This window comes from Trichormus variabilis 0441 (genome assembly GCF_009856605.1).
Lineage (GTDB): Bacteria > Cyanobacteriota > Cyanobacteriia > Cyanobacteriales > Nostocaceae > Trichormus > Trichormus variabilis.
Genome location: NZ_CP047242.1, coordinates 4,548,818 through 4,574,592, shown reverse-complemented (window position 1 = coordinate 4,574,592; position 25,775 = coordinate 4,548,818). Strand labels below are relative to the sequence as shown.

The 25,775-nt window shown below is 41.8% G+C and carries 20 protein-coding genes and 1 pseudogene; 11 read left to right on the top strand and 10 right to left on the bottom strand.

Annotation, left to right across the window (positions count from 1 at the left end; all coding sequences use genetic code 11):
* Positions 1 to 200 precede the first annotated feature (200 nt).
* Positions 201 to 1,856, bottom strand: coding sequence for an IS5-like element ISAva5 family transposase (locus tag GSQ19_RS18875; RefSeq protein WP_041455935.1), 1,656 nt, complete (start codon positions 1,854 to 1,856; stop codon positions 201 to 203).
* 140 nt (positions 1,857 to 1,996) lie between these two features.
* The gene (gene menA, locus GSQ19_RS18870) at positions 1,997 to 2,902 is read right to left on the bottom strand and encodes a 2-carboxy-1,4-naphthoquinone phytyltransferase (RefSeq protein ID WP_011319395.1); all 906 of its coding nucleotides are present in this window, start codon (positions 2,900 to 2,902) and stop codon (positions 1,997 to 1,999) included.
* A gap of 280 nt (positions 2,903 to 3,182) precedes the next feature.
* Between menA and GSQ19_RS18865 the strand changes: the two genes are divergently transcribed.
* Positions 3,183 to 4,598: an isochorismate synthase gene (locus GSQ19_RS18865; RefSeq protein ID WP_011319394.1), complete on the top strand. Its 1,416-nt coding sequence runs from the start codon at positions 3,183 to 3,185 to the stop codon at positions 4,596 to 4,598.
* A gap of 201 nt (positions 4,599 to 4,799) precedes the next feature.
* Here the strand turns inward: GSQ19_RS18865 and glgA are convergent, their stop codons facing one another.
* From glgA to GSQ19_RS18850, 3 genes are all read right to left on the bottom strand, one after another.
* Positions 4,800 to 6,278, bottom strand: coding sequence for a glycogen synthase GlgA (gene glgA, locus GSQ19_RS18860; protein ID WP_011319393.1), 1,479 nt, complete (start codon positions 6,276 to 6,278; stop codon positions 4,800 to 4,802).
* 237 nt (positions 6,279 to 6,515) lie between these two features.
* On the bottom strand, positions 6,516 to 8,288 hold the full coding sequence (locus tag GSQ19_RS18855; protein WP_011319392.1) for a B12-binding domain-containing radical SAM protein: 1,773 nt from the start codon (positions 8,286 to 8,288) through the stop codon (positions 6,516 to 6,518).
* A gap of 249 nt (positions 8,289 to 8,537) precedes the next feature.
* Positions 8,538 to 12,221, bottom strand: a complete 3,684-nt coding sequence (locus tag GSQ19_RS18850; protein ID WP_104009927.1) for a WD40 domain-containing protein — start codon at positions 12,219 to 12,221, stop codon at positions 8,538 to 8,540.
* A 552-nt stretch (positions 12,222 to 12,773) separates the two neighbouring features.
* Here GSQ19_RS18850 and GSQ19_RS18845 point away from each other — a divergent pair.
* The 4 genes from GSQ19_RS18845 to GSQ19_RS18830 all read left to right on the top strand — a co-directional run bounded on the left by GSQ19_RS18845 (position 12,774) and on the right by GSQ19_RS18830 (position 14,546).
* Positions 12,774 to 13,169, top strand: a complete 396-nt coding sequence (locus tag GSQ19_RS18845) for a hypothetical protein (protein WP_011319390.1) — start codon at positions 12,774 to 12,776, stop codon at positions 13,167 to 13,169.
* A gap of 193 nt (positions 13,170 to 13,362) precedes the next feature.
* On the top strand, positions 13,363 to 13,602 hold the full coding sequence (locus GSQ19_RS18840; RefSeq protein WP_224311691.1) for a hypothetical protein: 240 nt from the start codon (positions 13,363 to 13,365) through the stop codon (positions 13,600 to 13,602).
* 77 nt (positions 13,603 to 13,679) lie between these two features.
* A complete protein-coding gene (locus GSQ19_RS18835; RefSeq protein WP_011319388.1) occupies positions 13,680 to 13,904 on the top strand; it encodes a hypothetical protein in 225 nt (74 codons plus the stop codon).
* 201 nt (positions 13,905 to 14,105) lie between these two features.
* Complete coding sequence (locus tag GSQ19_RS18830; protein ID WP_011319387.1) at positions 14,106 to 14,546, top strand: SRPBCC family protein; 441 nt, start codon at positions 14,106 to 14,108, stop codon at positions 14,544 to 14,546.
* 7 nt (positions 14,547 to 14,553) lie between these two features.
* Here the strand turns inward: GSQ19_RS18830 and GSQ19_RS18825 are convergent, their stop codons facing one another.
* The 5 genes from GSQ19_RS18825 to GSQ19_RS18805 form a co-directional block, all read right to left on the bottom strand.
* Positions 14,554 to 15,369, bottom strand: coding sequence for a SirB1 family protein (locus GSQ19_RS18825; protein ID WP_011319386.1), 816 nt, complete (start codon positions 15,367 to 15,369; stop codon positions 14,554 to 14,556).
* 166 nt (positions 15,370 to 15,535) lie between these two features.
* Positions 15,536 to 15,742 carry a phycobilisome linker polypeptide gene (locus GSQ19_RS18820; RefSeq protein WP_010994200.1) on the bottom strand — a complete coding sequence of 69 codons (207 nt, stop codon included), beginning with the start codon at positions 15,740 to 15,742 and terminating at the stop codon, positions 15,536 to 15,538.
* A gap of 215 nt (positions 15,743 to 15,957) precedes the next feature.
* Positions 15,958 to 16,446, bottom strand: a complete 489-nt coding sequence (gene apcB, locus GSQ19_RS18815; protein ID WP_010994199.1) for an allophycocyanin subunit beta — start codon at positions 16,444 to 16,446, stop codon at positions 15,958 to 15,960.
* Between the two features lie 65 nt (positions 16,447 to 16,511).
* A complete protein-coding gene (gene apcA, locus GSQ19_RS18810) occupies positions 16,512 to 16,997 on the bottom strand; it encodes an allophycocyanin subunit alpha (protein ID WP_010994198.1) in 486 nt (161 codons plus the stop codon).
* 436 nt (positions 16,998 to 17,433) lie between these two features.
* Positions 17,434 to 20,832 carry a phycobilisome rod-core linker polypeptide gene (locus tag GSQ19_RS18805; RefSeq protein ID WP_011319385.1) on the bottom strand — a complete coding sequence of 1,133 codons (3,399 nt, stop codon included), beginning with the start codon at positions 20,830 to 20,832 and terminating at the stop codon, positions 17,434 to 17,436.
* Positions 20,833 to 21,327: 495 nt separating this feature from the next.
* Between GSQ19_RS18805 and GSQ19_RS18800 the strand changes: the two are divergent.
* The 6 genes and pseudogenes from GSQ19_RS18800 to GSQ19_RS18775 all read left to right on the top strand — a co-directional run.
* Positions 21,328 to 21,582 (top strand): annotated as a pseudogene (locus tag GSQ19_RS18800) (element excision factor XisI family protein); the annotation flags it as partial.
* Positions 21,583 to 21,702: 120 nt separating this feature from the next.
* Positions 21,703 to 22,902 (top strand): class I SAM-dependent methyltransferase, encoded by a 1,200-nt coding sequence (locus GSQ19_RS18795; protein WP_011319384.1) that lies wholly within the window; start codon positions 21,703 to 21,705, stop codon positions 22,900 to 22,902.
* A gap of 540 nt (positions 22,903 to 23,442) precedes the next feature.
* The gene (locus GSQ19_RS18790; RefSeq protein ID WP_041456793.1) at positions 23,443 to 23,904 is read left to right on the top strand and encodes an ATP synthase subunit I; all 462 of its coding nucleotides are present in this window, start codon (positions 23,443 to 23,445) and stop codon (positions 23,902 to 23,904) included.
* Positions 23,905 to 23,956: 52 nt separating this feature from the next.
* A complete protein-coding gene (atpB, locus tag GSQ19_RS18785) occupies positions 23,957 to 24,712 on the top strand; it encodes a F0F1 ATP synthase subunit A (protein ID WP_011319382.1) in 756 nt (251 codons plus the stop codon).
* Positions 24,713 to 24,868: 156 nt separating this feature from the next.
* A complete protein-coding gene (gene atpE, locus GSQ19_RS18780; RefSeq protein WP_010994186.1) occupies positions 24,869 to 25,114 on the top strand; it encodes an ATP synthase F0 subunit C in 246 nt (81 codons plus the stop codon).
* Between the two features lie 145 nt (positions 25,115 to 25,259).
* Positions 25,260 to 25,751 (top strand): F0F1 ATP synthase subunit B', encoded by a 492-nt coding sequence (locus GSQ19_RS18775; RefSeq protein WP_011319381.1) that lies wholly within the window; start codon positions 25,260 to 25,262, stop codon positions 25,749 to 25,751.
* Positions 25,752 to 25,775: the final 24 nt, after the last annotated feature.

Here is a 25,775-nt window from a genome sequence, read left to right as displayed (position 1 = left end):
TCAGACGGGGATTTAAATCCGCGTGAGTTCGATAAATTCGGAAGAACCCCTCTCCAAACCTCTCCCCGACACGGGGAAAGGCTTAAAACCCTTATGATTTGGTACTCAGTTATAGATTTTCAGCCCCTTCCCTTGTAGGATACTGTTGGCGAATTGATAGAGGGCAAAACCAATCATCACAAAATAGAAAATCAGGAATACTATGAGGCAGTGGGAGCAATTCGAGCAAAGTGAGAAACGCGAGTCTGACTGCGTGGGACATGTTGCCACCAATCCCACATCCGACTGAAGTTGATAGCAGCAGCAGTAATGACATGCTGCAAGAGAGTTTTGGCAAGACCAATGTAGCGACAACGGCGTAATTGGTAGCGACCAGTAGCTTGGGAAATCAAGCCTTCAACGCCAGCACGTTGGTGATAAATTTGTTGAAAAGATTCAGTTTTTTGGCGAATGCGAGCATCATGTAATGCAAGATGTAGTTCCTGTGGTTTGAGGGTCAGAAGACGCGGTAGTTTTTTGGAGCGAGTGCATTTTGAGCGACTTGAACAAAGCGAACAATCGGATTTGTCAAATTGTATTTTGACTACTGGATTGTCATGGCTATCGACAGTTGTACGCCAGGACTTACTTTGTTTACCCATTGGGCAATCAACACGCATCAAATCCCAATGAATAGTGAAGCAATTTTGCTCAAAGCCGGATTGTGCTGTTGCTTGCCAACTAGTTCCGGGGGGAACTTTTCCTACTAAATCAACATGAAAATGGGATTGACTATCGACTAAGTTTTGAGCATTGACATAGCCAGTATCGACAACATGTTCTTGTGGCAAAAGATTGTTCTGGTTTAAACGAGAATGAATTACTGGTGTCATCTCAACATCCGCACTTGTGGCCACGGACGTTTCCACATTGATAATTAAGTTTGGCAGTATGGGGTGACAAATTTCTGTCAGATGCAGATTATAACCAGTCCAGTTGATTTCTCGCTTGCTGGAATTGCGTGCATCAACATCGTAAGGAGATTCAATCTGTAGTCTATTTGGTGGTAAGTTATCTTGTTCTCGCCAATAGACTTGTTGCAATTGAATATAGTATTGTTGCACCCAAACTATACGTAATGTTTCCACTGATGGAATCTGCCACAGCCAATTACAAGTTGAGTCTGCATACAAAGCGGATAGCAAATGATGACCATCCTCACCAATTTTTCGCCTCAATTTCTCACGTTCGGCTTTTGATTTGGGCAAGCGGTATTGCTCAAATCTCAGGGAGTAACGTTCAAACCAATCAACGTCAACTCTCGATTTGAGCCAATCAGGGGCAAAATAAGCCAAGTCATTTAAGGTATGACGTAAAGTTTCTCCCACTAATTCCAAACGATTTAACTGTCGTACTGCGGCTAATACGTGAGTTGAATCAGTTCTGACACGGCCGCGATTTTTGAGCCAACCTAGTTCTTGGAAACGAGCTAGCATTTGGTTGAGTAACTCTCGCTCTCGTCCTGCTTTGATTAATCGCTGACGAAATTCTGAAAGTACTGAATAATCAAACCCTGGGTCATTTAATTCCAACGATAGTGCGTATTTCCAATCAATATGACCCCTCACTGCATCCGCCGCTTGTCTATCCGTTAAACCTTCGATAAATTGCATTACTGTCACTAATGCCAGTTGTCCTGCTGATATTCCACTTTGACCACAATCTGCGCGGTAAAGTTTGACAAAATCCTCATCCTTATATAACACTCCTATTTCATCCCGCATCTTCATATATATGTTCCCTTTGGGAAATGAATTCCGGGCTACTTGCGCTGTTGTTTCAGGAATCTGCGACATATCACGCGGGTGCAGGGTCATAATCTTTGTAGATGCTACGCTCAATATACTTATTCTCTTTTTTCCACTGTTCCAAACTCTTGAGGGGCTTAACCCCTCAATAATTCGCCAACAGTATCCTACAAGGGAAGGGGTTGGGGTTAGGTTCCGTCGAACTCACGTTAAACGCCTGCAATGACAAACCCCAAACCCAACAGTAAGCAACTCCAGAAATGCACCGCTACGGCAATGAATTTACAATTGCTGACTTTTTCTGGTTGGTTGTGGTTTTGCTGGACGTGGCGACATAATTTGAAGGCGTAAGGTAGACTTAGCCAGCTTAACAGCGTCCACACAGGGAAGAATCCCAAAATTACAAACAGCAAGCTAAAGGGGTAAATGCTGGCTGTAAACCAAGTGAGAACTTTTGCACCGTTGGCTGTACCTAAACGAACAATGGGCGATCGCTTACCTGCTTTAATGTCATCATCAACTTGGTGGAAGTGGGAGCAAAATAAAATTAAGCTGGTGACAATCCCGACAATGACGGAGGCGGCTAAACTTGTGATTGACCAAGTTTGGGTTTGGCTATAGTATCCTGCTGACACTCCTAAAGGCCCGAAGGCAAAAAAGCACAGAATTTCCCCTAAACCTTGGTATCCTAAACGAAAGGGAGGGCCTTGGTACATATAGCCCAAACCACAGCATAACAAGATGATACCGATAACTGTGGGGTCTTGTTGCCAAGTGGCGATCGCTAATATCCCCGATAGTCCAGAAACTAAACACAAGTTTCCTAACCAAAACACCAAAGCCTTCTTGCCAGTTAAATTTACTAAAGAATGATGTTTATTTACATCAATTCCTGTTTCTGAATCGAATACATCATTACTGATATTTTCCCAAGCCAGAATTAAAATTGCTGCAAAAATAAAAGTAGAAAATACTGCTAAATTAAAAACTTTATTTTCAGCAAATGCAACTGCGCTTCCTACCCAAATAGGCATGATGGCAACACTATACATCGGCGGTTTGATCGCCGCCATCCATAGCTTAATTTTAGTATGAGAAATTTGCTTTGTAGTCATCAGTTGTGGTAAACAATTCAAAATTGAAAATTACAAACAATACCTCTAGCTAGTAGAGTACAGGTTAAATAAAGCTACTATCTTTTTTGGAAGTATCTCTCACACCCCCACACCCTTACACCCACCCCTAAAGGACTTTGGTAAGAGTCTGGGAACACCATCAACAAGAAAAATCATACTCTGGTGAAATGGTGACTGAATATGTTACCTGTAGAAATACGACCATGATTAATTACACTTTGGAAGATAACTTAAAAAAAATTTACTATTTTTTACATCCATGACAGTTTCACCATGTCGTCGTAGCTTATTTGTCGAACAAAAAGACCTCTATCAATTTTTGTTAGCTGTGCAACAAAATTGCCTCAAAAATCATTGTAGGCAGATTGTGAGCGTTTCTTTGGAAATTGACTGGGTTGATCCTTTGGCCGTATTTGCTAAATTAGCGCAAGCAAATGCAATAAATTTTTACTTTGAGAACAAAGTTAAAGGAGAAGCGATCGCCGGCATTGATGCAGTTACGAAATTACAAATTGATGGTAAAGAACGCTTCATTCAATCAGAGTATTTTATTAAATCTAATTTAGAAAATATAGTTAATTTTGGTAACACTAGCCAACCTTTTGCCGGTCCTCACTTTTTTTGTTACTTCAGCTTCTTTGCAGAAAAAAATAAACTAGACTATCCCTTTCCTGCGGCAACAGTTTTTTTACCACGTTGGCAAATATCTGTAAAAAATCAATGTTGTACATTGGTGATGAATGCAGTTATTAACTCTAGCGTTAATATTCAAATATTATTACAAAATTTACTAGATAAAATAGAGCTTATAAATTCCCTGGAACCTTATTCATCTAATCTTGATTATTTTCCCACTAATCTCAGTAAAAAATTAGTGACTAATGGAGAAAGATATAAAAAATCAGTGGCATCAGCATTAGAAAAAATTCAGTCTAAGGAATTAAGCAAAGTAGTTCTAGCTGATATCTTGGATGTGAGTTCAAATCAGCACTTTAATTTATTACATTCATTAAATAATCTGCGTAAAACTCATCCTAATTGTTATATATTTTCTACCAGTAATGGCAAAGGACAAAACTTTATTGGTGCCAGTCCAGAAAGGTTAATTACTATTCATAACCAACAGTTAATTACTGATGCTTTAGCGGGTTCTGCGCCACGAGGAAAAACACCTGCTGAAGATGCAGCTAATGCTAATCGCTTACTAAATAGCGAAAAGGAAAGACATGAACATTTATTAGTAATGGATTTCATTACTCAACGCCTTACTCAACTGGGTCTATTACCCCAAGTATTACCACCGCGTCTACGACAATTATCTAATATCCAACACCTGTGGACACCAATCAACGCCATAGTTCCCGCCAATGTCCACCCATTAAAGATTATTGCCCAACTACACCCCACACCAGCTGTAGCCGGTGCAGCCAGGGATATAGCCTGTGAAGAGATTCGTCGCTATGAAACATTTGAGAGGGGTTTATATGCTGCGCCCCTTGGTTGGATAGACTCTCAAGGTAACTGTGAATTTATTGTCGGGATTCGTTCCGCCTTAATAGATGGCGATCGCGCTAGACTTTATGCAGGTGCTGGTATAGTTGCCGGTTCTGATCCTGACAGAGAATTTGCGGAAGTGCAACTTAAATTACAAGCTTTACTCAAAGCACTGGTTTAATTCGTAATTTGTGAAATGTAGGATTTGTAATTTTTTTTGAAACAAGCTTATAGATCAATACATTTTAGTTAAGGCTAACAACTTAGACTGGTGTAGGTTGGGTGGAGGAACGGAACCTAACATTCTCAAAACTGGGCAACTCCTACAAAAAAAATCAAAAGGTGGGCATTGCCCACCCTACTTGAATTACAAATTATTCATCTACCATTTGTACTTAATCCATTCGTAAATATCTAAATATTCCTTGCCTGGATTATTCCATGAGTAGTCATATTTCATGCCCTGAATTGCCAATTGTTGGAATTTTTCAGGAGACTGATACCACAAATCAATTGCCCGATTCATTGCTGATTCTAAAGCTTGGTTATCAGATTGATAAAATACGTAACCATTGCGTTTTTCTGGTGGTAAATTTTGGTCATAATCTCGGTCAAATACCGTGTTTACTAACCCACCAACACCGCGCACAATGGGAACAGTACCATACTTCAAACCAATCATTTGTGTTAAGCCGCAGGGTTCATAATTGCTGGGAACAACAATCATATCAGCCCCGGCGTAAATCAAATGGGACAATTCTTCGTTAAAGCCCAATTCTAAATGGACATCAGGATTGTTATTTAAAAACTGTTTTTCATGCCGGAAATGAGCATTGATTCCTGCTTCTGTTGCTGAACCCAATAATACAAATTGCGCTCCTTTATTCAAGGAATGATAAATGGCGTGGTGGACAAGATGTACACCTTTTTGATTATCTAAACGCCCAATGTAAGCAATGATTGGTTTATCAGCAGCTTGCAGCAACAAGCGCTCGCGTAAAGCTTTTTTGTTATATAGTTTTTGTTCAAAGTCTTCTTGGTTGTAGTTGTAGGGGATGTAACGATCAATTTCTGGGTTCCAGAAATCGTAATCAATACCGTTGAGAATCCCACTAAATTTATCTTTGTGTTGATACAAAGTATGACCTAAGCCACAACCAACATCAGTATATTGTGCTTCTAAAGCGTGGTTTGGTGAAACTGTGGTAACAGCATTGGAGTAGACTATACCGCCTTTCATGTAATTTAAGGCAAAGGGGTTAAAGTCATCCTGTAACTTATCATTTTGGAAGTAATAAGCTTCTCTGTTTAACCCTGTCGCCCAGAGAGTTTTGACACCACCAATTCCTTGATGTTTAAAGTTGTGGATGGTGTAGCAAACCCTTTGAGTGTCCATACCATGATACTTGTAAATCTCATAGAGCATCACAGGAACTAAGCCTGTTTGCCAATCATGACAATGGATAATATCAGGACGCTTATTGCTTTGATGGAGAAATTCTAAAGCGGCTTTGCTAAAGAAGGCAAAGCGCATATCATCATCATCACAACCGTAATAGCAACCCCGATTAAAGAAATTGTCCTCGGAATGGGGTTCAATGAAGAAACACACCCGTCCATGTACCCAACCGCAGTAAACAGTACAGTGAATTGCTGCACCAAACCAGGGAACCCACAGGTTTAAATAAGCCTCATGTAATCCCCAAATATGGTCGTAGCGCATACAATCATACTTGGGCAGAATTAGTTCGACGCAATTGCCCCGAATCTCTAATTCCCGACTCAATCCATAGACAACATCCCCCAAACCCCCTGCCTTAATTACAGGAGCGCATTCCGAGGCAATCTGTACAATGTACATCCGTAGTCCTCGCTTCACAAAAATTTATCTTTACTATACTAGTGAGTACATGAAATATGTACTCATTGACAAGTGACTAAGGGAATGTTAGCCGGAGATTTTTGCTTAAAATCCGGGTTTGGTGAATATATATTCAAGATTTCGTAACTTTGGGAGGATGAGAGGATAAGGGTGTGAGGGTGTAAGGGTGTAAGGGCAGAATTTAGACTCCACTTCTTCCCCTACACCCCTATACCCCTAAACTCTGGCAAAATCTTCTAAAGGAGCGATCGCATATCTTCCCTGTTCATCTTGACTAACTAAACCTAAAGTTAGTAAATCTTTGTCAATAAATAACTTTGTAGCTTTACCGCCTGCGTCGATTTTGGCGTTGATCAATTGCATGGCGTAGCAAATTGTGTCATAAACCCGTTGGGGATTTATTGCTGTGCTTATAGGCTGATATCTACCTACTGACTCACACAGTCGGTAAACTCCATGTGTGGGCGACTGGGGATAGCCATATTGTTGGACAGCGCGTTGTAAGAAATAGCCGGCGGTAATTGGTTTATTCCCAGAAGGACGTACACAAGAGTAGCTGCAATCGCCAGGTGTATCAGCCGCAAAACTTCCCGGCATAAATCGCAGTATGTTAAAGTTCAAAAAATCAGGATGGCATTCTTCTAAGCCAAAACGAATTGTCCTCAGATCATCTTCTAAAGTTGTTGGTTCATAACCGATAATTTCGGTTTTATCTTCATTCAGCTTGGCTTTTGGTAGTCCTAAAATCAAAAAGTAACTGCTGGGTAATCCAGCTTTATTCATATCCTGAAATGCTTTTTTTATATTAGATGGGTAATCAAAGGCTTGCTTGATTTGGCTTTGAATCGAGCCATTAAATTTATGATTAGCTAAGGATACTTCTGGTAAGCTATGCTCAACACCAAAGAACATATAGACACAGTTATGCTCTACTAAATAGCGCATCTGTTCATAGTCAATTTTGTCAATTCTCGTATTTGAACCCCAAACAAAACCTTCTTGTTTAAGAATTTCTGCTTCCTTTTTAGCTGCTGTTACATGGGCAGTAAAAGTATCAACATCGAGATAAACTGCTTCATAACCACGCTGTTTTAATTGCCGCAACTGCTGACGGAAAGAAGCTTCACTTAATCTGACTATATGATTATTTTCCTGACTTTTATTACAGAAGCCACAGCCCCAGGGACAACCTCTTTGAGTAAAAATCTGGGCTGTTTTTAGTTGCCTTCCGTCTTTAGTTTTAAAAATATCCATATTATGAATTTGGGGAATATGAATTAACCCCAAATTTTGGTCTATGTCATCAAAATTCTCAACTCTAGGTGCAATAGAATGGTGAAATCTATTAGGCTGGCTATGGTTAGAGGTAACGCGGTAAAATTCCTTATCTTTGTTCATGAAACACAATCCAGGTAAATGTTTCATGTTTCTGTAGAAGTTCCCTTTGGCAACTGCGTAAGCAATTTCTACAATTGATTCTTCACCCTCACCATCACAAAATCCGGTGATCCAAGGGGTAAGTTGAGCAATATCTTTGACGCTTTTTGTCGCATAACCACCAACTAAAATTGGAACATTTTTCCGTCCATGTTTCTTTAGTTCTGTAAATACTTTTTTGCTATGTTCATCAATTTCTTGCCATTGAGTAGTTAAGCAACCAGCGAAAATGATTAAATCAGCGTTTCTTACTTCATGTAAAACATGATCAATAGTCAAGTCAGGACGCTCTAAATCTAGCTGAATAACTCTGTTAAACCCAGCATTTACTAAACTAGATGCCAGTACAGGCAGAGCCTTGTTAGCTCCATTAAAAGTTCTATATTTAATATATTCGCCAATCAAAACAATTTTTGATAACTTCCAACGGTTATCAATTGGTTGCCATATTGATGATGGTAGTGATAAAACCTTTGCTGTATCTACCATATCTTGTACAAAACCAAGGAATTTTATAAATTTATTTGGCGGATTGATGAGATTTAAAAACACTTTTCACCACCTATCTTTATAGATTTTGATTGGTGGTAATGCACACCTGTTTAAGAGTAAAATCTTCTCTAATTTCAGAGATATGACTCAGGAAATTATGTTGATCAAAGAATAACAAACCAAAAATATACACCGACATACATATATCTATGGAAGTATTTATAAAACATTTTTTCCTCATCAAGGTAACATTTGCAAAGTTTCAGATCCCAACTTCTGGAAGAAGTCAGGGATCTGGTTTGAAGAAACTTAACTTTCCTCAACTGCACCCAACATTTTCAAAGAAGCTTTTTCCGCGTCTGTAATACCTGTGATATCGGTAATGTCCATATTTTCATACAAGCGAGGAGATTTGAGGGTTTTCAGGCGGCTACAATTTTGCATATCCCACAGTTGAATTTTTTCATCTTCGCTACCACTAGCAAGCAATCTGCCATCAGGACTGAAAGCTACAGAACGAATTGCGGCTGTATGTCCATGTTTGAGAGTGTCAATACATGAACCTTTGCTGATGTCCCATAGCTTCACGGTGGTATCTTCGCTACCACTAGCTAAAATTTGCCCATTGGGACTAAATGCAACTGAGTAAACCTGTTTATCGTGTCCTGTGAGGGTGTGGACGCATTCGCCTGTTTTTAAATTCCATAACTTGACTGTTTGGTCTTCGCTAGCGCTGGCAAGTAATGCGCCATCGAGACTAAATGCTACCGACCAAATCATGCCCAGAGGATCTGTCAAAGTTTGCAGACATTCACCGCTAGCAACATCCCAAATTTTAATTTCACTGTCAGCACTGCCACTGGCTAAGGTGCGGCCATCAGGACTAAAAGCTACTGTCCATACCCAATGGCTGTGTCCCTTTAATTTTTGGAGACAATCACCTGTATCTTTATCCCACAGGCGGATGGTGCGGTCTTCACTGCTGCTGGCGAGGGTATGCTTGTCGGGACTAAAGACCACCGTCCATACCCAGTTAGTATGTCCTGTAAGTGTACGAATACATCTGCTGTGGTTAGTGTCGCTGATATCCCACAGCTTAATGGTGTTATCGGCGCTACCACTGGCGAGTATTTGCCCATCGGGATGAAAGGCGACGGAACGAATGCGTCCTTGATGTCCCCGTAGGGGGTGACATTCTCCTGTGTTTAAGTTCCAGAGTCCGATAGTGTAGTCATCACGACCACTGGCGAGAATTTGACTATCGGGACTAAAGGCGACTGAATAAACATCACGGGTGTAACCGCGCAGGATATTAAGGGAATTACCTGTGATGACATCCCAAAGTCTGGCTGTTTGGTCATCGCTACAGCTAATTAGTGTACGTCCATCAGGACTGAAGGCGATCGCCCAAACTTGGCTAGAATGTCCCCATAGGGTATTGGTACATTCACCGCGTTGAATATCCCAAAGTTTGACGCTGCGGTCTTCGCCACAGCTAGCTAGGGTTTCTCCGTCAGGGCTAAAGCGTACAGAATAAACTTTTTTACTATGTCCTTCAAATATTTGCCCGCACTGTCCTGTTTTCACATCCCACAGTCTGACGGTGCTGTCTTCGCCACTACTGGCTAAGGTTTGACCATCGGGACTAAAGCTAACAGAGTGAACCTCCTTAGTATGACCTTTGAGAGTCTTCAGACACTTACCTGTGGCAACATCCCACAGTTTGATATGCTGATCAGCGCTGCTACTGGCGAGTAACAACGGCTTATCATCGGTAACTGGACTAAAAGTGACAGACCACACCCAATCATCATGACCTGGGAGAGTTTGTTGACAATTCCCTGTGGCTATATCCCAAAGTTTAATGGTGTGATCTTGACCGGCACTGGCTAAGATGCGACCATCAGGACTGAAAGCGACTGAGTAGACTTTGTTAGCATTTTTTGAGAGTGTTTTTAGACATTCGCCTGTGTGAACATCCCAAAGCTTAATTGTCGAGTCAGCACTACCACTAGCTAACATTCGACTATCGGGACTAAAGGCAAATGCCCAAACCCAAGCGGTATGACCTTTATAAATACGCAGTTGTTTATTATCTGTGGTTTGCCACAGGCGAATTTCTCCATTCATCAAACCTGTAGCAAAGTATTTGCCATCAGGACTAAATCTCACTGACACCACACTAGACATGGTTTCAGTGAAGACAGAACCAGTTAAGTCAGAGTTGGCAAAGATGGTTTCTCTTAACTTCACTTCTTTAAAATAAGCTTGCCAGATGGTTAAACCAGAAAAATCTCGCCCACTCAAATCGATGGGGGATTCATCGGGAAACTTATCTAGTTGTAGTTGACGCAAGAGATTAATCAAGTTACCGGCAGCATAGCCTTTTTTTGGTAGGGGTTCTTTTTGTAAATTTCCTAGCATTCTGCGTAAATGCAGTTCTAGTTCTGTGCCAAAAATATTGAGTAACTTCTGCTTGACTGGTTCTAAGATTAACCGTTCTTGAATCTGGCGGATATAATCAAGCGATCGCGCCTTCATCAAGGGATAGGTGTTAATAAAATCGAGTTTTTTTTTCTGACTAAATTCCTCCACAGAGTTTTCGATAAATTTGGCGGTGATATATTCCATGACCACAGATTCCAGTCCAAATTTACTGGATTCTGCCTCTTTTTCTCCCTGAGTAGACGAAGCTTTTTCGATGAGCGTAGGCGAAGCCTTCTCGATTAGAGATCGCCGCAATAAAGACTCCAAGGCTTCCATAATTTTGATTGGCGATTCTGTGGTTAGCCAATCATCTTTAATCTCTCGAAAAGAAACATACTCACGATTAGCCCCCAGGGAGTACATCACTTTTTTTTCTAAATCTGAAAGTCGTTGGAATTGTTGTTTTAAAAGTGTGCGAATATCTCCATATACAGCACTTTCCTGGTGAATTTGGGCGAGGAATTCACTGATATTATTACTAAATAACTCATAAACTGTAGTCGCCACTATCTTCAGCGCTAAAGGATTGCCAGAATAACGTCTGACTAATTCATCTAACTGTTCGTCAGTGCAGTAACACCCCTTATCCAGCAAAATTTCCCTAGCTTCTGCTAAGTTAAGACTTGATAGCTGCAACACTTTGACAGGCAGATTTTTACCTTCTAAGGCTGCTACCTCTTTGGGTTTTTCTCGGCTAGTTAATAACAAGCAACTTTCGTGAGAAGCTTCGGCTACTTTTTTAAATAAATAACCGTAGTTTTCGTATCCTGGTTGATATTCACCAGCCCATTCTTGATTTTTGCCCTCGCCACTACGAAGGACTGATTCAACATTATCTAAAATTACCAAACATCTTTTTTTTCTTAAAACATCTATCAGTCTGACTATTTTATTGTTATCAGTGTCTGCTAAATCATTTTCATTTTCATTAGCTAAAAAGCGCAGCAGTTGTGTGAGAATATCTCCCAGTGATGGAGCATTGCGGAGCGATCGCCAAATCAAATAATCAAACTCCTTTTGGACTTTCTTAGCGACCATCGCCGCTAATACGGTCTTGCCTATTCCCCCCATTCCCAATACCGCCACTAGGCGACAACGATTAGAACCATTACCTTCTATCCATTGTTCCAATTCTAGAAGTGGTTCCTTTCGCCCCCGAAACCCGGCCACATCAACAGCTTCTCCCCAGTCTTCCGATGAAAATACAGGGTGTTGATAAGTGAGCTGGTATTGCTCATATAGCTTTTGCCTCAGTCCATTAATTTTTTTATTGCCCTTACCCTCTATACCTAATTTGCGGTAACTCTCTCCTAGTCTTTTTCTTACCGCAGGTTGAGAAATATCTAGCTTGGCAGCAATCTCAGCACCAGAGTGATCGTGTAATGCCAAAACTAAGGCATCAAGCTCTGTTTTTGTAACACCATATTTGGTTGCTACTCCTGTGATGAAATCTTCTGGAAGCTGAAACACGTCAGCAGCAATCATCATTTCATCCTGGCTCCACACAATATATTCACTTAGTTATCAGTATGTGAGATAACTTCTTATAACACAGTCCCTTGGTTCGGGAAAGGGTATTTATACACATTTCACAATAACTACACAATAAATGTTTGCTACTAGGGAAACACCAAAAAATAAATTATTCCCAGTTGACGGTTAGTAGGGTGCGTCAGTCCAAAAAAACCTAGCTGTGCCAAGGAAATATTCATACTGACGCACCCTACATTTTGGATATTTTTTATCTGGAAGTCCCCAGTGATAACAAAGCATTTAATCCAAGATTATTAAGTAAAAATACTTATTAAAGTCCTCTATTTTATCCCTGGGGATGAATTTTTGTGATTGGGACTGCTTTCCCTCGCGATATACCCTAGTGATATAAATATATATAAAAAATATATCTATTTTCATGGATAAACCTCTTGGGTCAAAAAAATGCCACTAAAGTACTTGCAAATTTTAATTAGATGTGATTATCTTATACCTAAGCTATATATATGTGAGATAAGCAGATTAGTGTAAATCTCAACAATCAACATCACGGAGCATCTAAATATGAATAGCTTCTCACAATTGCCAGAATTCATTAAGGGTTCTAAAACTCTCAGAATGCAGCTAAAGATAGAGGATAACCCTTGGGAAACTTCGCCTAAATCAGGACTGGAAGACAAAAGTCAGCCAAAAATTCTGCCGACACAATGTTATTCAGTTGATTTACCGCCGGTTTTTTCTCACATGACCTTTCTCTTAATTGAGACTTTATCTGCAACTCAACATGGTGAGTTTGTGACTCGTAGTAAACAGGGTAAATACGAAACTATTGTCGAACTGTCCGGCCACGTTAGTCATCGTTATGGCTTGACTCATCAAGAATTGGCAGAAATTCAGACGATATACGACCAAATCCTCGAAACGTGGATAGCTTGGAGGATAGCTAATAAAAAGACCTAATCTGCTCAATCTGCCATAGCTATTTTACAGTTGAGAAGATTGATAGCTTGGTGAGAATGATGATTTGCAACTAAATAGGTGAAGTTTCTAAAGACATTTGGCTTTTGATAAATGAGAAGTTTACAAGCCCGGTAGTGTGATTCAGCACTGACGGGCTTTTTGCTTAGGTTTGTTCTACATCGGAGGAATGATCATGAAATCGAATTTCGACAACAAACAAAATGTGATTTTAATTTGGGCTGGTAGAGGGGTGAAATATTTTCTGTTGATGCTGGTGGGTATGGCGATCGCTTTCGTCATCTCACACACCTTTACAGTTCTCCCCGTACTGATGCTACTGCGATCGCCAGATACATGGATTTGGATCGCCAGGGTGGCAGTTTCACTGGTTTGTTTACTGGCGATCGCCATGATCTTTGAGTCTTGGAGTTAATTTTGCGCCATGATTACCCACCTTTGGCTAAATTATCCCAGCCAAAGGTTCCCAACTACTAGGAAGGAGGTTAGGTTATGACAAACAACAACAACGGTTTCAAAAGCGATGCACTCTCACCAATTTTAGTCATCTTAGTTGCAGGGTCGATATCTCTAGCGATCGTCAACAAAGAAAATCATCCAGCATATTTTGACATTGTGAAAATAGCAATGGCTTACAGTTTTGGGTCATTCAAATCTCACAAGTCCTCTAAAAATTCTCACAACGAAGATGATGCAGAAAATAACCAAGTCAAGTAAGACCAATTGGAAAAAAGAATGCGACAAATAAACCATCTGTAGAGACGCGATTCATCGCGTCTTCAAGCAAGGACGTGTTGCAATCATTAAATAAAATTCAGCATATAAAGAAAAAATGTCTTGCCTCACCCTGTCGGGTAAAGTAATAAAAACGCCTCATGCCAAGAATTTTTCTATATGCCTTGATTACGAATTACCACCATGTCCCAAATTCTCGAACAATCAATTCAAATTAACGCCACAGCCAGCACAGTAGAACGCTGTATTACTGATTTAACCCTTATGCACCGTTGGCTAAACCCCGTCCTGCGCTGCGAACCGGTGGGTGAAACGTGGAGTACAGATATTGGTAGTAAAAGCCGCTTTATAATTCAAATTCCCCTACTTCAACCTACTTTAAACACCGTTGTCGCCGAACGCCAACCTGGTTTAGTAGTGTGGACATTTCAGGGATTTTTTCAAGGAAGCGATCGCTGGGAATGTCAACCCATAGAACAAGGAACCCAACTAATTAACCGCTTTGAATTTGACATCCCTAATCCTCTAGTTGGTTGGGGCTTCAACACCTTCGCCGCCGTCTGGACAAAACAAGATATGCAGGCGCAACTCCGCCGCCTCAAACGGGTAGCGGAAAGTCAATAGTCAATAGTCACTTCATCTCTCCCAATAACCGCTTGATAGTTACCGCATCTTCGGCGTTGGGAACATTTGCTAGGTAGGTTTCTAGGTCATTGGTAGCTTGAGGATAGTAACCTAGTTGGTAGTAGAGTAAACCGCGATCGCGCAATTCTGAAGTTGCCTCAGGAAACAATAATAAAATTCTCTCAACGACACCTAAGCTTTTTTCTAATTGCTGCTGTCTCAGGTAAATATATTTTAGGTTCGTCAACATCCTTGCCAAAAACTGCCGCTTGCTAACTCTAGCCAAAAATTCCGGGCGCAAATTCACCGATTCCTTAAACATTTGATTTAGCTTGTCTTGGCAATCTTGGGCAAACATCACCTCACCACGATTAAACGCATCCACAAAAATCTCCATATCAGAGATAGCTGGACGGATGAGGAAATGTCCCGGTAATCCCACCCCCTCCATTGGAAAATCAATCCTTTGGGCAATCTCCAGATAAACTAAAGCTAAAGTAATCGGAATACCCACTCGACGGTCAATTACCTCATTGAAGAAACTATTGCGTGGGTCGTAATAATCTTTCTGATTCCCTATAAATCCTAAATCGTCATACAAATACTGATTAATACCTTGAATCACCCGTAACGGATACCGTGAAGATGGCAAGCGTTCCTCAACTTCCATTGCCATTGTATCGAGTGCGCTTAGATATTCCTCTACATCCAGTCTAGGATATTCTTCCTTAGCAATATACAAAGCTGCCCTAGCTAGGTCAATATCCGCCTCAGATTGCTGAATCTCTTGATAAAAATATTGTCGTGCTGAGGAGAAATTCATAAACCAAGCCTCACTTAATTAAGTTAAACCTCTGCGTCCCTCTGCGCTAGCCTCCGCGCCCCTCCGCGTTTCAAAACTCCTCTCAAAATAGACACAGAGAATGAAAAAAGAGGTCTAAACAGACCCCTCTCATAACTTAACTATAATAATTTTCGGCCTATAGGAATTATTGCAACCCAGCATTAGTACCTTGCTTACCAGTTGCGAGTTCCACCTTGATAATTTTGCCCCCTGCTTTTTGAATGCGCTGTTGTTCGCGGAACCAATTTTCATAAGGAACCAACTTGGTAAAGTAGGTGTTTTGTAGTTCGCGTTGGGTACGGGTTCTGCTGAGGCTAGGAACAAGCGCTGTAATTTTAAACAAACGGGACATAACTTGAAATCTCCTATCAGTATTCTGGGAAAAATTCTTTATCTCAAAAAATCTTGAGCGCAAATTAATTAATTAATCATTCCAAGGCTGGAAATCAAGCATCAATACCAGACCGCTAATACTCATCAATGTAAGCAATAGAACGTCCTAGCACTCACGATTGATTTCCAGACCTTCATCAAGCCGCACTTAATAAACTAAGTGCGAAACAGCTTCTAGCTCAAGCCAGAGGAGATATAGTCTAGGTAGATACCCATTTCTTTACCAGCATCAGCACCAACTAAGCTAGCGGTTACTTCTTTGATAGCTTGGATAGCTTGTACGGTAGCGCCAACGGGTACACCCAAGGAGTTGTAGGTTTCTTTCAAACCGTTCAATACACGCTCATCTAGGATGGAAGGATCGCCAGCTAGCATAGCGTAGGTAGCGTAACGCAGGTAGTAATCCAAGTCACGGATACAAGCTGCATAACGACGGGTTGTGTACATATTACCACCGGGACGGGTGATGTCAGAGTACAACAAAGATTTAGCTACAGCTTCTTTAACGATCGCAGCTGCGTTAGCGCTGATTGTTGTAGCTGCACGTACGCGCAGTTCGCCAGTGGAGAAGTAAGCTTTGAGTTTTTCTAAAGCTGCGGTATCGAGGTACTTACCTTGCACGTCAGCAGAGTTAATGACGGCGGTGATTGCATCTTGAGCCATGTTGTTAATTCCTTATTTCCAACCTTATTGCAATATTCCAGTTTCAGCAGGGAAACAGCTGCACCCTACTGCAACGCACCTACTACGTAGTCAAAGTAAGAGCCAGCTTCAGCAGCATCTTCAGCAGACAGAAGGGTGGAAGCAGCATTTTTCAATGCACGTACGCCTTCACCAACTGCCTCAATAGGAGTGCCGAGGGACTTGTACATTTCACGAACACCGATTACACCAATTTCTTCAATAGGAGTAACGTCGCCAGCAACAATTCCGTAGGTAACAAGACGGAGGTAGTAGTCTAGGTCACGCAGACAGGTAGCTGTCATTTCTTGACCGTAAGCGTTACCACCAGGAGAAACAACATCAGGGCGCTTTTGGAACAATTGGTCGCCAGCTTGCTTAACCAAACGTTCGCGGTTGTCGGTCAAAGCTTGAGCAATGCGGAGGCGTTGTTGGCCACCAGCAACGAAGCTCTTGATCCGATCTAATTCGCCAGGGCTGAGGTAGCGGGCTTCTGCATCAGCATTCACGATGGACTTCGTGACGATACTCATTAATGGATTCCTCCAGTACGAAATGAAACCAGAATTTGATTAAACTGGTGCGATTTTAAATTTGGGTGACTGAGATTAGTTCCCATCTTGTGGACACAGCAGTAAAAGAAGTGACTGCTATTGTGACTACAATACAAGTTCGCTTGAGTTAATACAACTACACAAGCTTTAAAACTCAGTGACCTTCCGCAAAATATTCTCCGGCATTCTGTTGAGCATTTATGACTGCTCTTAACAGTTTGTAATATTTGTTTCAGATTTACTGCGATCCAACAATAGTTACAGCAAAACTAGGGATTGGGTATCGGGGACTGGGTATTGGAAAATCGTTTCCCAATCCCTAATCCCTAGTCCCTAATCCCCAGTCCCTAAACTGAGACTGGGTATTGGAAAAATTTTTTCCCAGTACCTAGTTCCCAGTCTCCTGTCCTACAAATTAGCGATCGCCTGGTCTACCTGTAAGGGTGGATGGCGATAAGCTAGACCAAGATTGTTTTACCAAGTCAGCTGCTGCTTGGACGCTACCGAGGTAGTTACCTGCGGGTAGTGATGGGAAGCGTGGGTAAGGAACCACATCTTCACCGAAGTAGCGGCTGTATTCTGGACTATCCACAATTGCTTCTACCGCAGCACGCAAACCGTGATCAGCTAGCAGCTTGTTATATTGACGAATTTCGCCTTGAGTTGCTGGCGCACGTCCCAACAGGTGACGGAATAAGAATTCAATTACCTTGGTGTTGGGATAAGGTGTGTAGAAACGCTTGCGATAGATTTCGGAACTAGCTATTTCCCGCACGAATTCCCGTACAGAAATTTCCCCATTCCGCAGTTTGCTATCTAGTTCTGTGCGGCGGTAATAATCTGGTACTTGTCCGCTAAATACATCCAATACCTGACGGTAAATCGCGTTAATTACCAGTTGTTTTTCTGCTTGGCCGATACCATCGGTCAGGCGATAAATACGTGCAGGTTTACGACGAGTTGTACCCACACCCACTTCTACAGACTGTCCGCGACCGTCGTTGTAGGAGCGACCCAATTCAATGAACAGAGGCTTGCTCTTGTCGATTTGTTTGGCTTGGGCTGCTAAATCTGCGATCGCCTTCGCTAAAATTGGTGTCTTATCAGACTGTATCCGCGCTTGTACAGGCTTAAAGCTGGGGATAACCACATCATTATTTTGTTTGGTGAGTTGGTTATACAGCTTTTGGGTATTGGGGAAGTTCGCCGCAGGTAAGGTCGGGAAGCGTCTGTAAGGTACTGTATCTTCACCAAATACCTCGTTGTACTCCTGGCTATTTACCAAAGCGTTAATAAAAGCCCGAATCCCTTGGGTAGCCAAAATTTGGTTATACTTGCGGATTTCTGCTTGGTCAATTGGTGCGCGACCGAGGAAGTGCTTGGTTCCCAACTCGATTACTTTGGTGTTGGGGTATGGTGTGTAGAACTCCTTCAGGTAGAGGTTAGAGTAACCCAAACCTTCAATAAATTCTTTTACAGTGATTTCACCGTTACCCAGTTTGCTTTCCCAGCCTGAAAATTCATTCTGAGCAATGTATGGTGCAATATCACGCTCAAAAATTTGCCGATAAGCCGCACTAATCAAGGTTTGGGTCGCAGTTTTATCGTTGTTAGCCGCTACCCGCTTGAACACCTTGGTTTGTTCACGCTGCTTGGTAACACCTTGGTTGATGCGGAAATCGATATCTGGTTGAGTCCGATTTTCCTTGACTGTACCCAGTTCTACAAAACGTGGTGTTTCTTGTTTTTCAACATTCGCCACATCTTCCCGGATAGTACCAACACGTAGCTGTCTGAGTGCTACACCAGCCGGAGTTAGATAGCGTTCGTAAGGAACTGTATCTTCGCCGAAGGTTTCGGTATACTCTAGGCTGTCCAGAATGGCATCAACTACAGCATATAAGCCCTTCTTAGAGGCGATATCGAAGTACTTGTTGTTTTCTTGACGACCGTAGGTAGGACGACCTAATAAGCGACGGTGGATATATTCGATCGCCTTACAAACATAGAAAGGAGTCCAGTAAAGCTTACGGAATAGATCCGATTTAGCCAAAGCTCTGACAAACTCTCTTACAGAAATTTCGCCGTTTTCCAGCTTAATTTCTTGGACTTTCAGCCGTTGACCTTCATACACATCCCGACCGAAAACTTGCAAGTAAGTAGCTTTAATTACTGCTTGGGTTGAGCTTTCGGAGAACTTGACACTTGCACCCTTAGCTGCTTTTCTACCGATAGTTCCAGGTAATTGATCTAACTTGAACACTTTAGGCCCAAGAGAACCAGGAGCTATACCTCGTGCGCTGGGGTTACTAACTTGGTTGTTAATTCCAGGGCCTTGGTGAATCAAGATCCGTCTGGTGTCCTTACCAAAAGGTGCGGGACTGGTGCTGGGGTTGCGGGTTTCTTTCGGGAAAATTGCCCCAAACTGAATTTCTAATGGGTCATTACCAGAACCGTATGGGTGTTGATCTGGTAGTGGGCGATCGTACGCCGCAAATGTGGTAATAAACTGAGGTACTTTACGGAAAGGCGCACTGTAGTTAAACAGGTCTTGCTGTGGTCCCCAGTTACGACATTCTTGAGCTTCTTGACCTAAACCACGTAGGTAAGGTACTGTCTCTTCTCCAAAGTAGTCCCCATATTCTGCCGAATCAACCAAAGCATCTACTAAAGCTGGTAGACCGCCGTTAGAAATGATTGAGAAATATTTTTGAACTTCTTCACGGCTACTTGGCCCCCGTCCCAAAATGTGACGGAAAGCTAGTTCGATAACGCGGCTGTTAATAAAAGGTTGGTAAAACTGTTTTTGGTAAAGAGGAGATTTTGCTAAACGACGGACAAACTCCTTCATAGAGATGTCGCCGTTCTTAACTTTGGATTCTAGGTCAGAGATTGACAAGCTGTAAGCACGAGTAATATCGCGCTCAAAGATTTGTCTATAAGCTGCTTTTACTACTTCATTTTTCTCAGTCGCTGATAACCCCGGTTTCATCACAAACTTGGGTCTTCTTTCAGCCGCACTGAAGTAAATTTGAGGTAGTTGTAAGCCTTGTTGGTCACCAGAGGGACGTTGACGCAGCTTATTAGATGGTGTGGGTGCTTTGAATTCTGTGATCAAAACATCCATGTATTGAGACACAATCTCTGTGGCTTCTGGATCTTTACGGAAATAAGAAAGTGATGCAGCTTTGATTTCCTGCAAAGCAACAATGGTTGCTTCACCAGAGCAAGCATTTTCGATAATTTCCCGCAAACCTCTTGTGTTCACCACAATGATGTTAGGGTCGCCAGCCACGATCGCATAAGTAGCATAGCGCAAGAACCAGGACAAGTCCCGCAAGCTCTTGGCCATGTTGCTTGGGCCGTAACGAGCAATGTTGATTGGTCTAAACCCTGGAGGAGTTGGACCACTGGGAGATGTATTAAAGATAGAGCGCAAGTTTTCTAGGAATCCACCACGGGTTTCCACATAGGTGACAGTTCCCAACTTCATGCTCTCTCTGACATCTCCACCACCACCAACAGCAGCCATTGCCAGTTCTGGTTCTCTCGGCTTTTCCAAGAAAGCCATTGGCGAACCACCAACAAAAATCCGGTTAGCAGCACGAGAAACAATAATCTCGGAATTTTCTGTGAGAAGTTGGGCAATTTCTAGACGTTTTGCACCAGATGCAAAATAGCTTGCTAGTTCATCTAGTTCACCCCTGCCTAAAAAGCGGTCTTGCTGTTCCGCTTGGGTGATTGTTGCCACAGCTAGGGTTTGATATAGTTGCGGGCGCGCAACCGAGCTTCCTCCACTCGCCTTAACACTCATCTGATTTGTAAAACTCCCATCATAATAATTTATGTGTTAAGTCTGGGTCGCTTTGAGGCTTGACACATGGGTGTACCTATGATTTACAAATAACGCCTTCAAAACTGCCAGTAAAATTAACCCAATCAGCTTTTAGATTAGAACGTTTTGCGTTGACGCTGGTGATTTATTAAGAAGTATGTAGATTTTTTAGTCTCAACCCTTGTATTTCTAGAAGTACATACTCTTTCAGGGCGAAGACAAAATCTAATTTTTGTTACGTTCTTTAACAAATCTGCCAAAAAAGTTCTAATTCGCTTTGGTTCTCTAATTTTTATTTGAGCATAAAAATCAGGGTACTGGGTACTGGGGGCTAGGGATTGGGTAAAAATTCCTCCCTAAGTTCCCTTAGCCTAAAGTACTTAGTATTATAAGCTACTTGAATTTTACATAAATCATACCAATCAAAGTCAGACTGGTCGTAGATCATGAGAGCGATCGCCTAATAGCTAGGATACAGAAATTCAACTGTTATTTGACACAGAGCGCCATCATTATCAAGTTTTAAATATTGGTTGGAAAGAACAAAAAAGAACTTATGGTGTCATTATTCATGTTGATATTAAAAATGAGAAAATTTGGATACAAAGATATGGTACAGAAATCGGCATTGCCAATGAATTAATTGCTGCTGGTGTACCAAAAGAAGATATTGTATTAGGATTTCACGCGCCTTATAAACGTCAATTTACAGGTTTTGCTGTTGGATAAACCTTCAATTAACTACATCAGGGATGATTCTAGCTCAATCTAAATAAAATTTGAGCATAGCAAGCTTTGCCCTAATCACCCCTATCCGCTAAACTCAGAAATGCTGCGTTCTTCCTCATCATGTCCGACCCTCAAACCGTTAGTAATGCTGTAGCTAAACTCTACGATACTTATCCCTTCCCGCCAGAACCGATACTAGATGAACCACCTCCTGGTTACAATTGGCGCTGGAATTGGTTAGCGGCTTACAGCTTCTGCACAGGACAAAAACCAACAAAGCAAGATATTCGCATATTAGATGCTGGTTGTGGTTCAGGTGTGGGGACAGAATACTTAGTACATCTCAACCCCCAAGCGCAAGTAGTTGGAATTGATTTAAGTGCAGGTACTCTAGCAGTAGCCAAAGAACGTTGTCAGCGTTCCGGTGCAAACCGCGTCGAGTTTCATCACTTGAGTTTGTACGATGTGGAACAGTTACCGGGTGAGTTTAATTTAATTAACTGTGTCGGTGTGTTGCATCACCTACCAGATCCAATTCGTGGTATTCAAGCTTTGGCGAAAAAGTTAGCTCCTGGTGGACTAATGCACATTTTTGTGTATGGAGAGTTGGGACGCTGGGAAATTCAACTGATGCAAAAAGCGATCGCACTCCTGCAAAATGAGAAACGAGGTGATTACCGCGATGGTGTGCAAGTCGGGCGAAAAATATTTGCCTCTCTGCCAGAAAATAATCGTCTTGTCAAGCGAGAAAAAGAACGTTGGGCAATGGAAAACCAACGAGATGAATGCTTTGCTGATATGTACGTTCATCCCCAAGAGGTGGATTACAACATTGATACATTGTTTGAATTGATTGATGCTTCAGGTTTAGAGTTTATCGGCTTCTCAAATCCCAGCTTTTGGAGTTTAGACAGGTTGTTAGGGAAAGCACCAGAGTTAATAGAACGATCTGAAGAATTGAGCGATCGCCAACGTTATCGTTTAATAGAATTACTAGACCCAGAAGTTACCCATTACGAATTTTTCCTTGGTCGTCCACCTATCAAAAAAGCTGACTGGTCAAGTGATGACGCTTTACAGCAAGCAATTCCCGAATTAAATCCTTGTATCGATGGGTTTCCCGGTCGATGTATATTTAATCACGATTACCAAATTGTGAACTTGTCAGCACTAGAGTTTGAGTTTTTACAAAAATGTGATGGCAATTCTACCGTAGCTGAGATTTTGGTAAGTGTGCAGTTAAGCTTAGATGAGGTTAGAAGCTTAATTAAGCAACAGCTGATTATGCTGATACCAGATGCAAAGAGCTATGCCTCATGATAGGCGATCGCCCACAACCCGTTTTTGCAAATCTCATGTAAAGTAGAAGTGTGTCTAGCCGTTGCCCAGCATACTGGGGATGACAAACTCTACAAGTCCAGGTTTTGGAAAACTTAGCAGTGGTGTGACCCGCCTCAAGCACTAGCTAATTTGATAAAACCTAACTCCATCACAACATCAAGGCACACGCTAGACCTCTGGCAACAATATTGGAGGATAGTTATTCACCAAAATCGGTTAAAAACTTGCGGTTTCTCAGGCAGGGATTAGAGATTAGGGAATAAGAGCTAGAAACTAGAGTCAATAGAGAAATTACTCTCTAACTAGTATCTATGTGATTAACTATACAACAAGATCAAGAAACATTTCCTGGTCTCTCCCCTCGTATCTACCTTATCCTTAAGGTAAATTTTTCCCTATCCATATCTCCCTGACAAGAAGTTAATTGTTTTTTTCTAAAGTATTGTTACCGGATCGTGATATGATTCAGCTGACTGAATGTGCAGTCATAATAAGTTAGCTGTACTGGTTTCAAGTCCCGTGAGCTTGTCAGAAGAACCAATCGCACCCACCCCGACAACACGACAAGATACTCAACCTGGTTTTGAGGACGCAGAACCAGCAAACTCTTCTATGCAGGAGTTTTATCAACTCTATCAAGAGTTGGTGCTAATCACTCTTGTCTTAACAGGGGTTGTATTTATCTCTGTCTGGATCTTTTACTCCTTAAACATTGCCCTGAATTATTTATTAGGGGCGTGTACAGGTGTGGTTTACTTGAGGATGTTGGCAAAAGATGTTGAGCGTTTAGGTAGAGAAAAACAGTCGCTGAGTAAAACTCGGTTGGCGTTATTAATAGCGCTGATTTTGCTGGCATCACGGTGGAATCAACTGCAAATAATGCCCATATTCTTGGGATTTCTCACCTATAAAGCAACACTCATCATTTATGTAGTTAGGGTGGCTTTTATCTCTGACTCGCCAAAGCTCCGGCAACCTTAAAAGGCTCCTCTTCTCCAGGTAAGATTGGAGAAGCAATTGAAATGGAAGGAAAATGTTGAATTTTCTGAACTTTTACTCTGTTCCACTTGCCGAATTGGAAGTGGGAAAACATCTGTACTGGCAAATAGGCAACTTAAAACTGCACGGTCAGGTGTTTCTCACCTCTTGGTTTGTTATTGGCGTGCTAGTACTAGCTTCTGTGGCTGCAAGCAGTAACGTTAAACGGATTCCTAGTGGCATACAGAACCTACTGGAGTATGCCCTGGAATTCATTCGGGATTTGGCTAAAAACCAGATTGGCGAAAAAGAATATCGCCCCTGGGTGCCTTTCGTTGGCACTTTGTTTTTGTTCATTTTTGTGTCAAATTGGTCAGGAGCCTTAGTTCCCTTCAAGCTAATTCATTTGCCTGAAGGAGAATTAGCAGCACCGACAAGTGACATCAATACAACTGTTGCATTAGCGTTGTTGACATCTTTGGCGTACTTTTACGCTGGATTCAGCAAAAAAGGACTGGGGTATTTTGGTAACTACGTGCAACCTGTATCGTTCATGTTGCCATTCAAGATTATTGAAGACTTCACTAAGCCCCTTTCCCTGAGTTTCCGTTTATTCGGTAACATCTTAGCTGATGAACTTGTAGTCGGCGTACTGGTATTACTAGTGCCTTTATTTGTACCTCTGCCTGTAATGGCTTTGGGACTCTTTACAAGCGCTATCCAGGCACTAATTTTTGCTACTTTGGCTGCGGCTTACATCGGTGAAGCGATGGAAGATCATCATGGCGAAGAGCATGAGGAACATCATTAGTCATTGTCATTAGTTATTTAGTAAGTAACAACTGACAATTGACAACTGACCCTTCGGGTTCGCCAGTTGCTCATGCGGGAAACCCCCAAGACCGCACTGGCTCACAACTGACCACTAACAAAACCATTCGTTTCATTAAAGTAAGGAAAGAATATCATGGATCCATTAGTTTCTGCTGCTTCCGTTTTAGCTGCTGCTCTAGCTGTTGGTTTGGCTGCAATCGGCCCTGGTATTGGTCAAGGTAATGCAGCAGGACAAGCTGTAGAAGGTATTGCCCGTCAGCCCGAAGCAGAAGGTAAAATTCGCGGTACATTACTACTCAGTTTGGCGTTCATGGAAGCGCTAACCATCTACGGTCTAGTAGTTGCTCTAGTATTGTTGTTTGCTAACCCCTTCGCATAATCAGTACTGAGTACTGGGTACTGAGTGCTGAGTGTTGAGTGAAAATAGTTAGGAGTTAAGGGTTTAAGCCTTTAACCCATAACTCATAACTCATAACTCACAACTCAGAACTCAGGACTAACATAGTAGATAGGAACAAGCAAACATGACACATTGGATCACCTTATTGGCGGTGGAAGAGGTTGCCAAGGAAGGCGGGCTATTTGATTTAGATGCTACCTTACCCTTGATGGCAATCCAGTTTCTCTTGTTAGCTCTGGTATTGAATGCCACTCTCTACAAGCCATTGGGTAAAGCTATTGATGGACGAAATGAATATGTTCGGAACAATCAATTAGAAGCCCAAGAGCGTTTGTCCAAAGCTGAGAAATTGGCAGAGGCTTACGAACAAGAGTTAGCAGGAGCTAGACGGCAAGCACAAACAATTATTGCTGACGCTCAAGCCGAAGCCCAAAAAATTGCTGCCGAAAAAGTAGCAGCAGCTCAAAAAGAAGCTCAGGCACAAAGAGAACAAGCGGCCGGTGAAATTGAGCAGCAAAAACAGCAGGCTCTGGCTTCTTTAGAGCAACAAGTAGATGCCCTAAGTCGCCAAATCCTAGAAAAGCTTTTGGGAGCCGATCTAGTAAAGCAGCGCTAACTCAATAAATTTAGTCATTAGTCA

Coding starts and splice junctions, on each gene's coding strand:
- GSQ19_RS18875 (WP_041455935.1), bottom strand. CDS start 1,856: ATGACCCTGCACCCGCGTGATATGTCGCAGATTCCTGAAACAACAGCG.
- menA (WP_011319395.1), bottom strand. CDS start 2,902: ATGACTACAAAGCAAATTTCTCATACTAAAATTAAGCTATGGATGGCG.
- GSQ19_RS18865 (WP_011319394.1), top strand. CDS start 3,183: ATGACAGTTTCACCATGTCGTCGTAGCTTATTTGTCGAACAAAAAGAC.
- glgA (WP_011319393.1), bottom strand. CDS start 6,278: ATGTACATTGTACAGATTGCCTCGGAATGCGCTCCTGTAATTAAGGCA.
- GSQ19_RS18845 (WP_011319390.1), top strand. CDS start 12,774: ATGAATAGCTTCTCACAATTGCCAGAATTCATTAAGGGTTCTAAAACT.
- GSQ19_RS18840 (WP_224311691.1), top strand. CDS start 13,363: ATGAAATCGAATTTCGACAACAAACAAAATGTGATTTTAATTTGGGCT.
- GSQ19_RS18835 (WP_011319388.1), top strand. CDS start 13,680: ATGACAAACAACAACAACGGTTTCAAAAGCGATGCACTCTCACCAATT.
- GSQ19_RS18830 (WP_011319387.1), top strand. CDS start 14,106: ATGTCCCAAATTCTCGAACAATCAATTCAAATTAACGCCACAGCCAGC.
- GSQ19_RS18825 (WP_011319386.1), bottom strand. CDS start 15,369: ATGAATTTCTCCTCAGCACGACAATATTTTTATCAAGAGATTCAGCAA.
- GSQ19_RS18820 (WP_010994200.1), bottom strand. CDS start 15,742: ATGTCCCGTTTGTTTAAAATTACAGCGCTTGTTCCTAGCCTCAGCAGA.
- apcB (WP_010994199.1), bottom strand. CDS start 16,446: ATGGCTCAAGATGCAATCACCGCCGTCATTAACTCTGCTGACGTGCAA.
- apcA (WP_010994198.1), bottom strand. CDS start 16,997: ATGAGTATCGTCACGAAGTCCATCGTGAATGCTGATGCAGAAGCCCGC.
- GSQ19_RS18805 (WP_011319385.1), bottom strand. CDS start 20,832: ATGAGTGTTAAGGCGAGTGGAGGAAGCTCGGTTGCGCGCCCGCAACTA.
- GSQ19_RS18795 (WP_011319384.1), top strand. CDS start 21,703: ATGTCCGACCCTCAAACCGTTAGTAATGCTGTAGCTAAACTCTACGAT.
- atpB (WP_011319382.1), top strand. CDS start 23,957: ATGTTGAATTTTCTGAACTTTTACTCTGTTCCACTTGCCGAATTGGAA.
- atpE (WP_010994186.1), top strand. CDS start 24,869: ATGGATCCATTAGTTTCTGCTGCTTCCGTTTTAGCTGCTGCTCTAGCT.
- GSQ19_RS18775 (WP_011319381.1), top strand. CDS start 25,260: ATGACACATTGGATCACCTTATTGGCGGTGGAAGAGGTTGCCAAGGAA.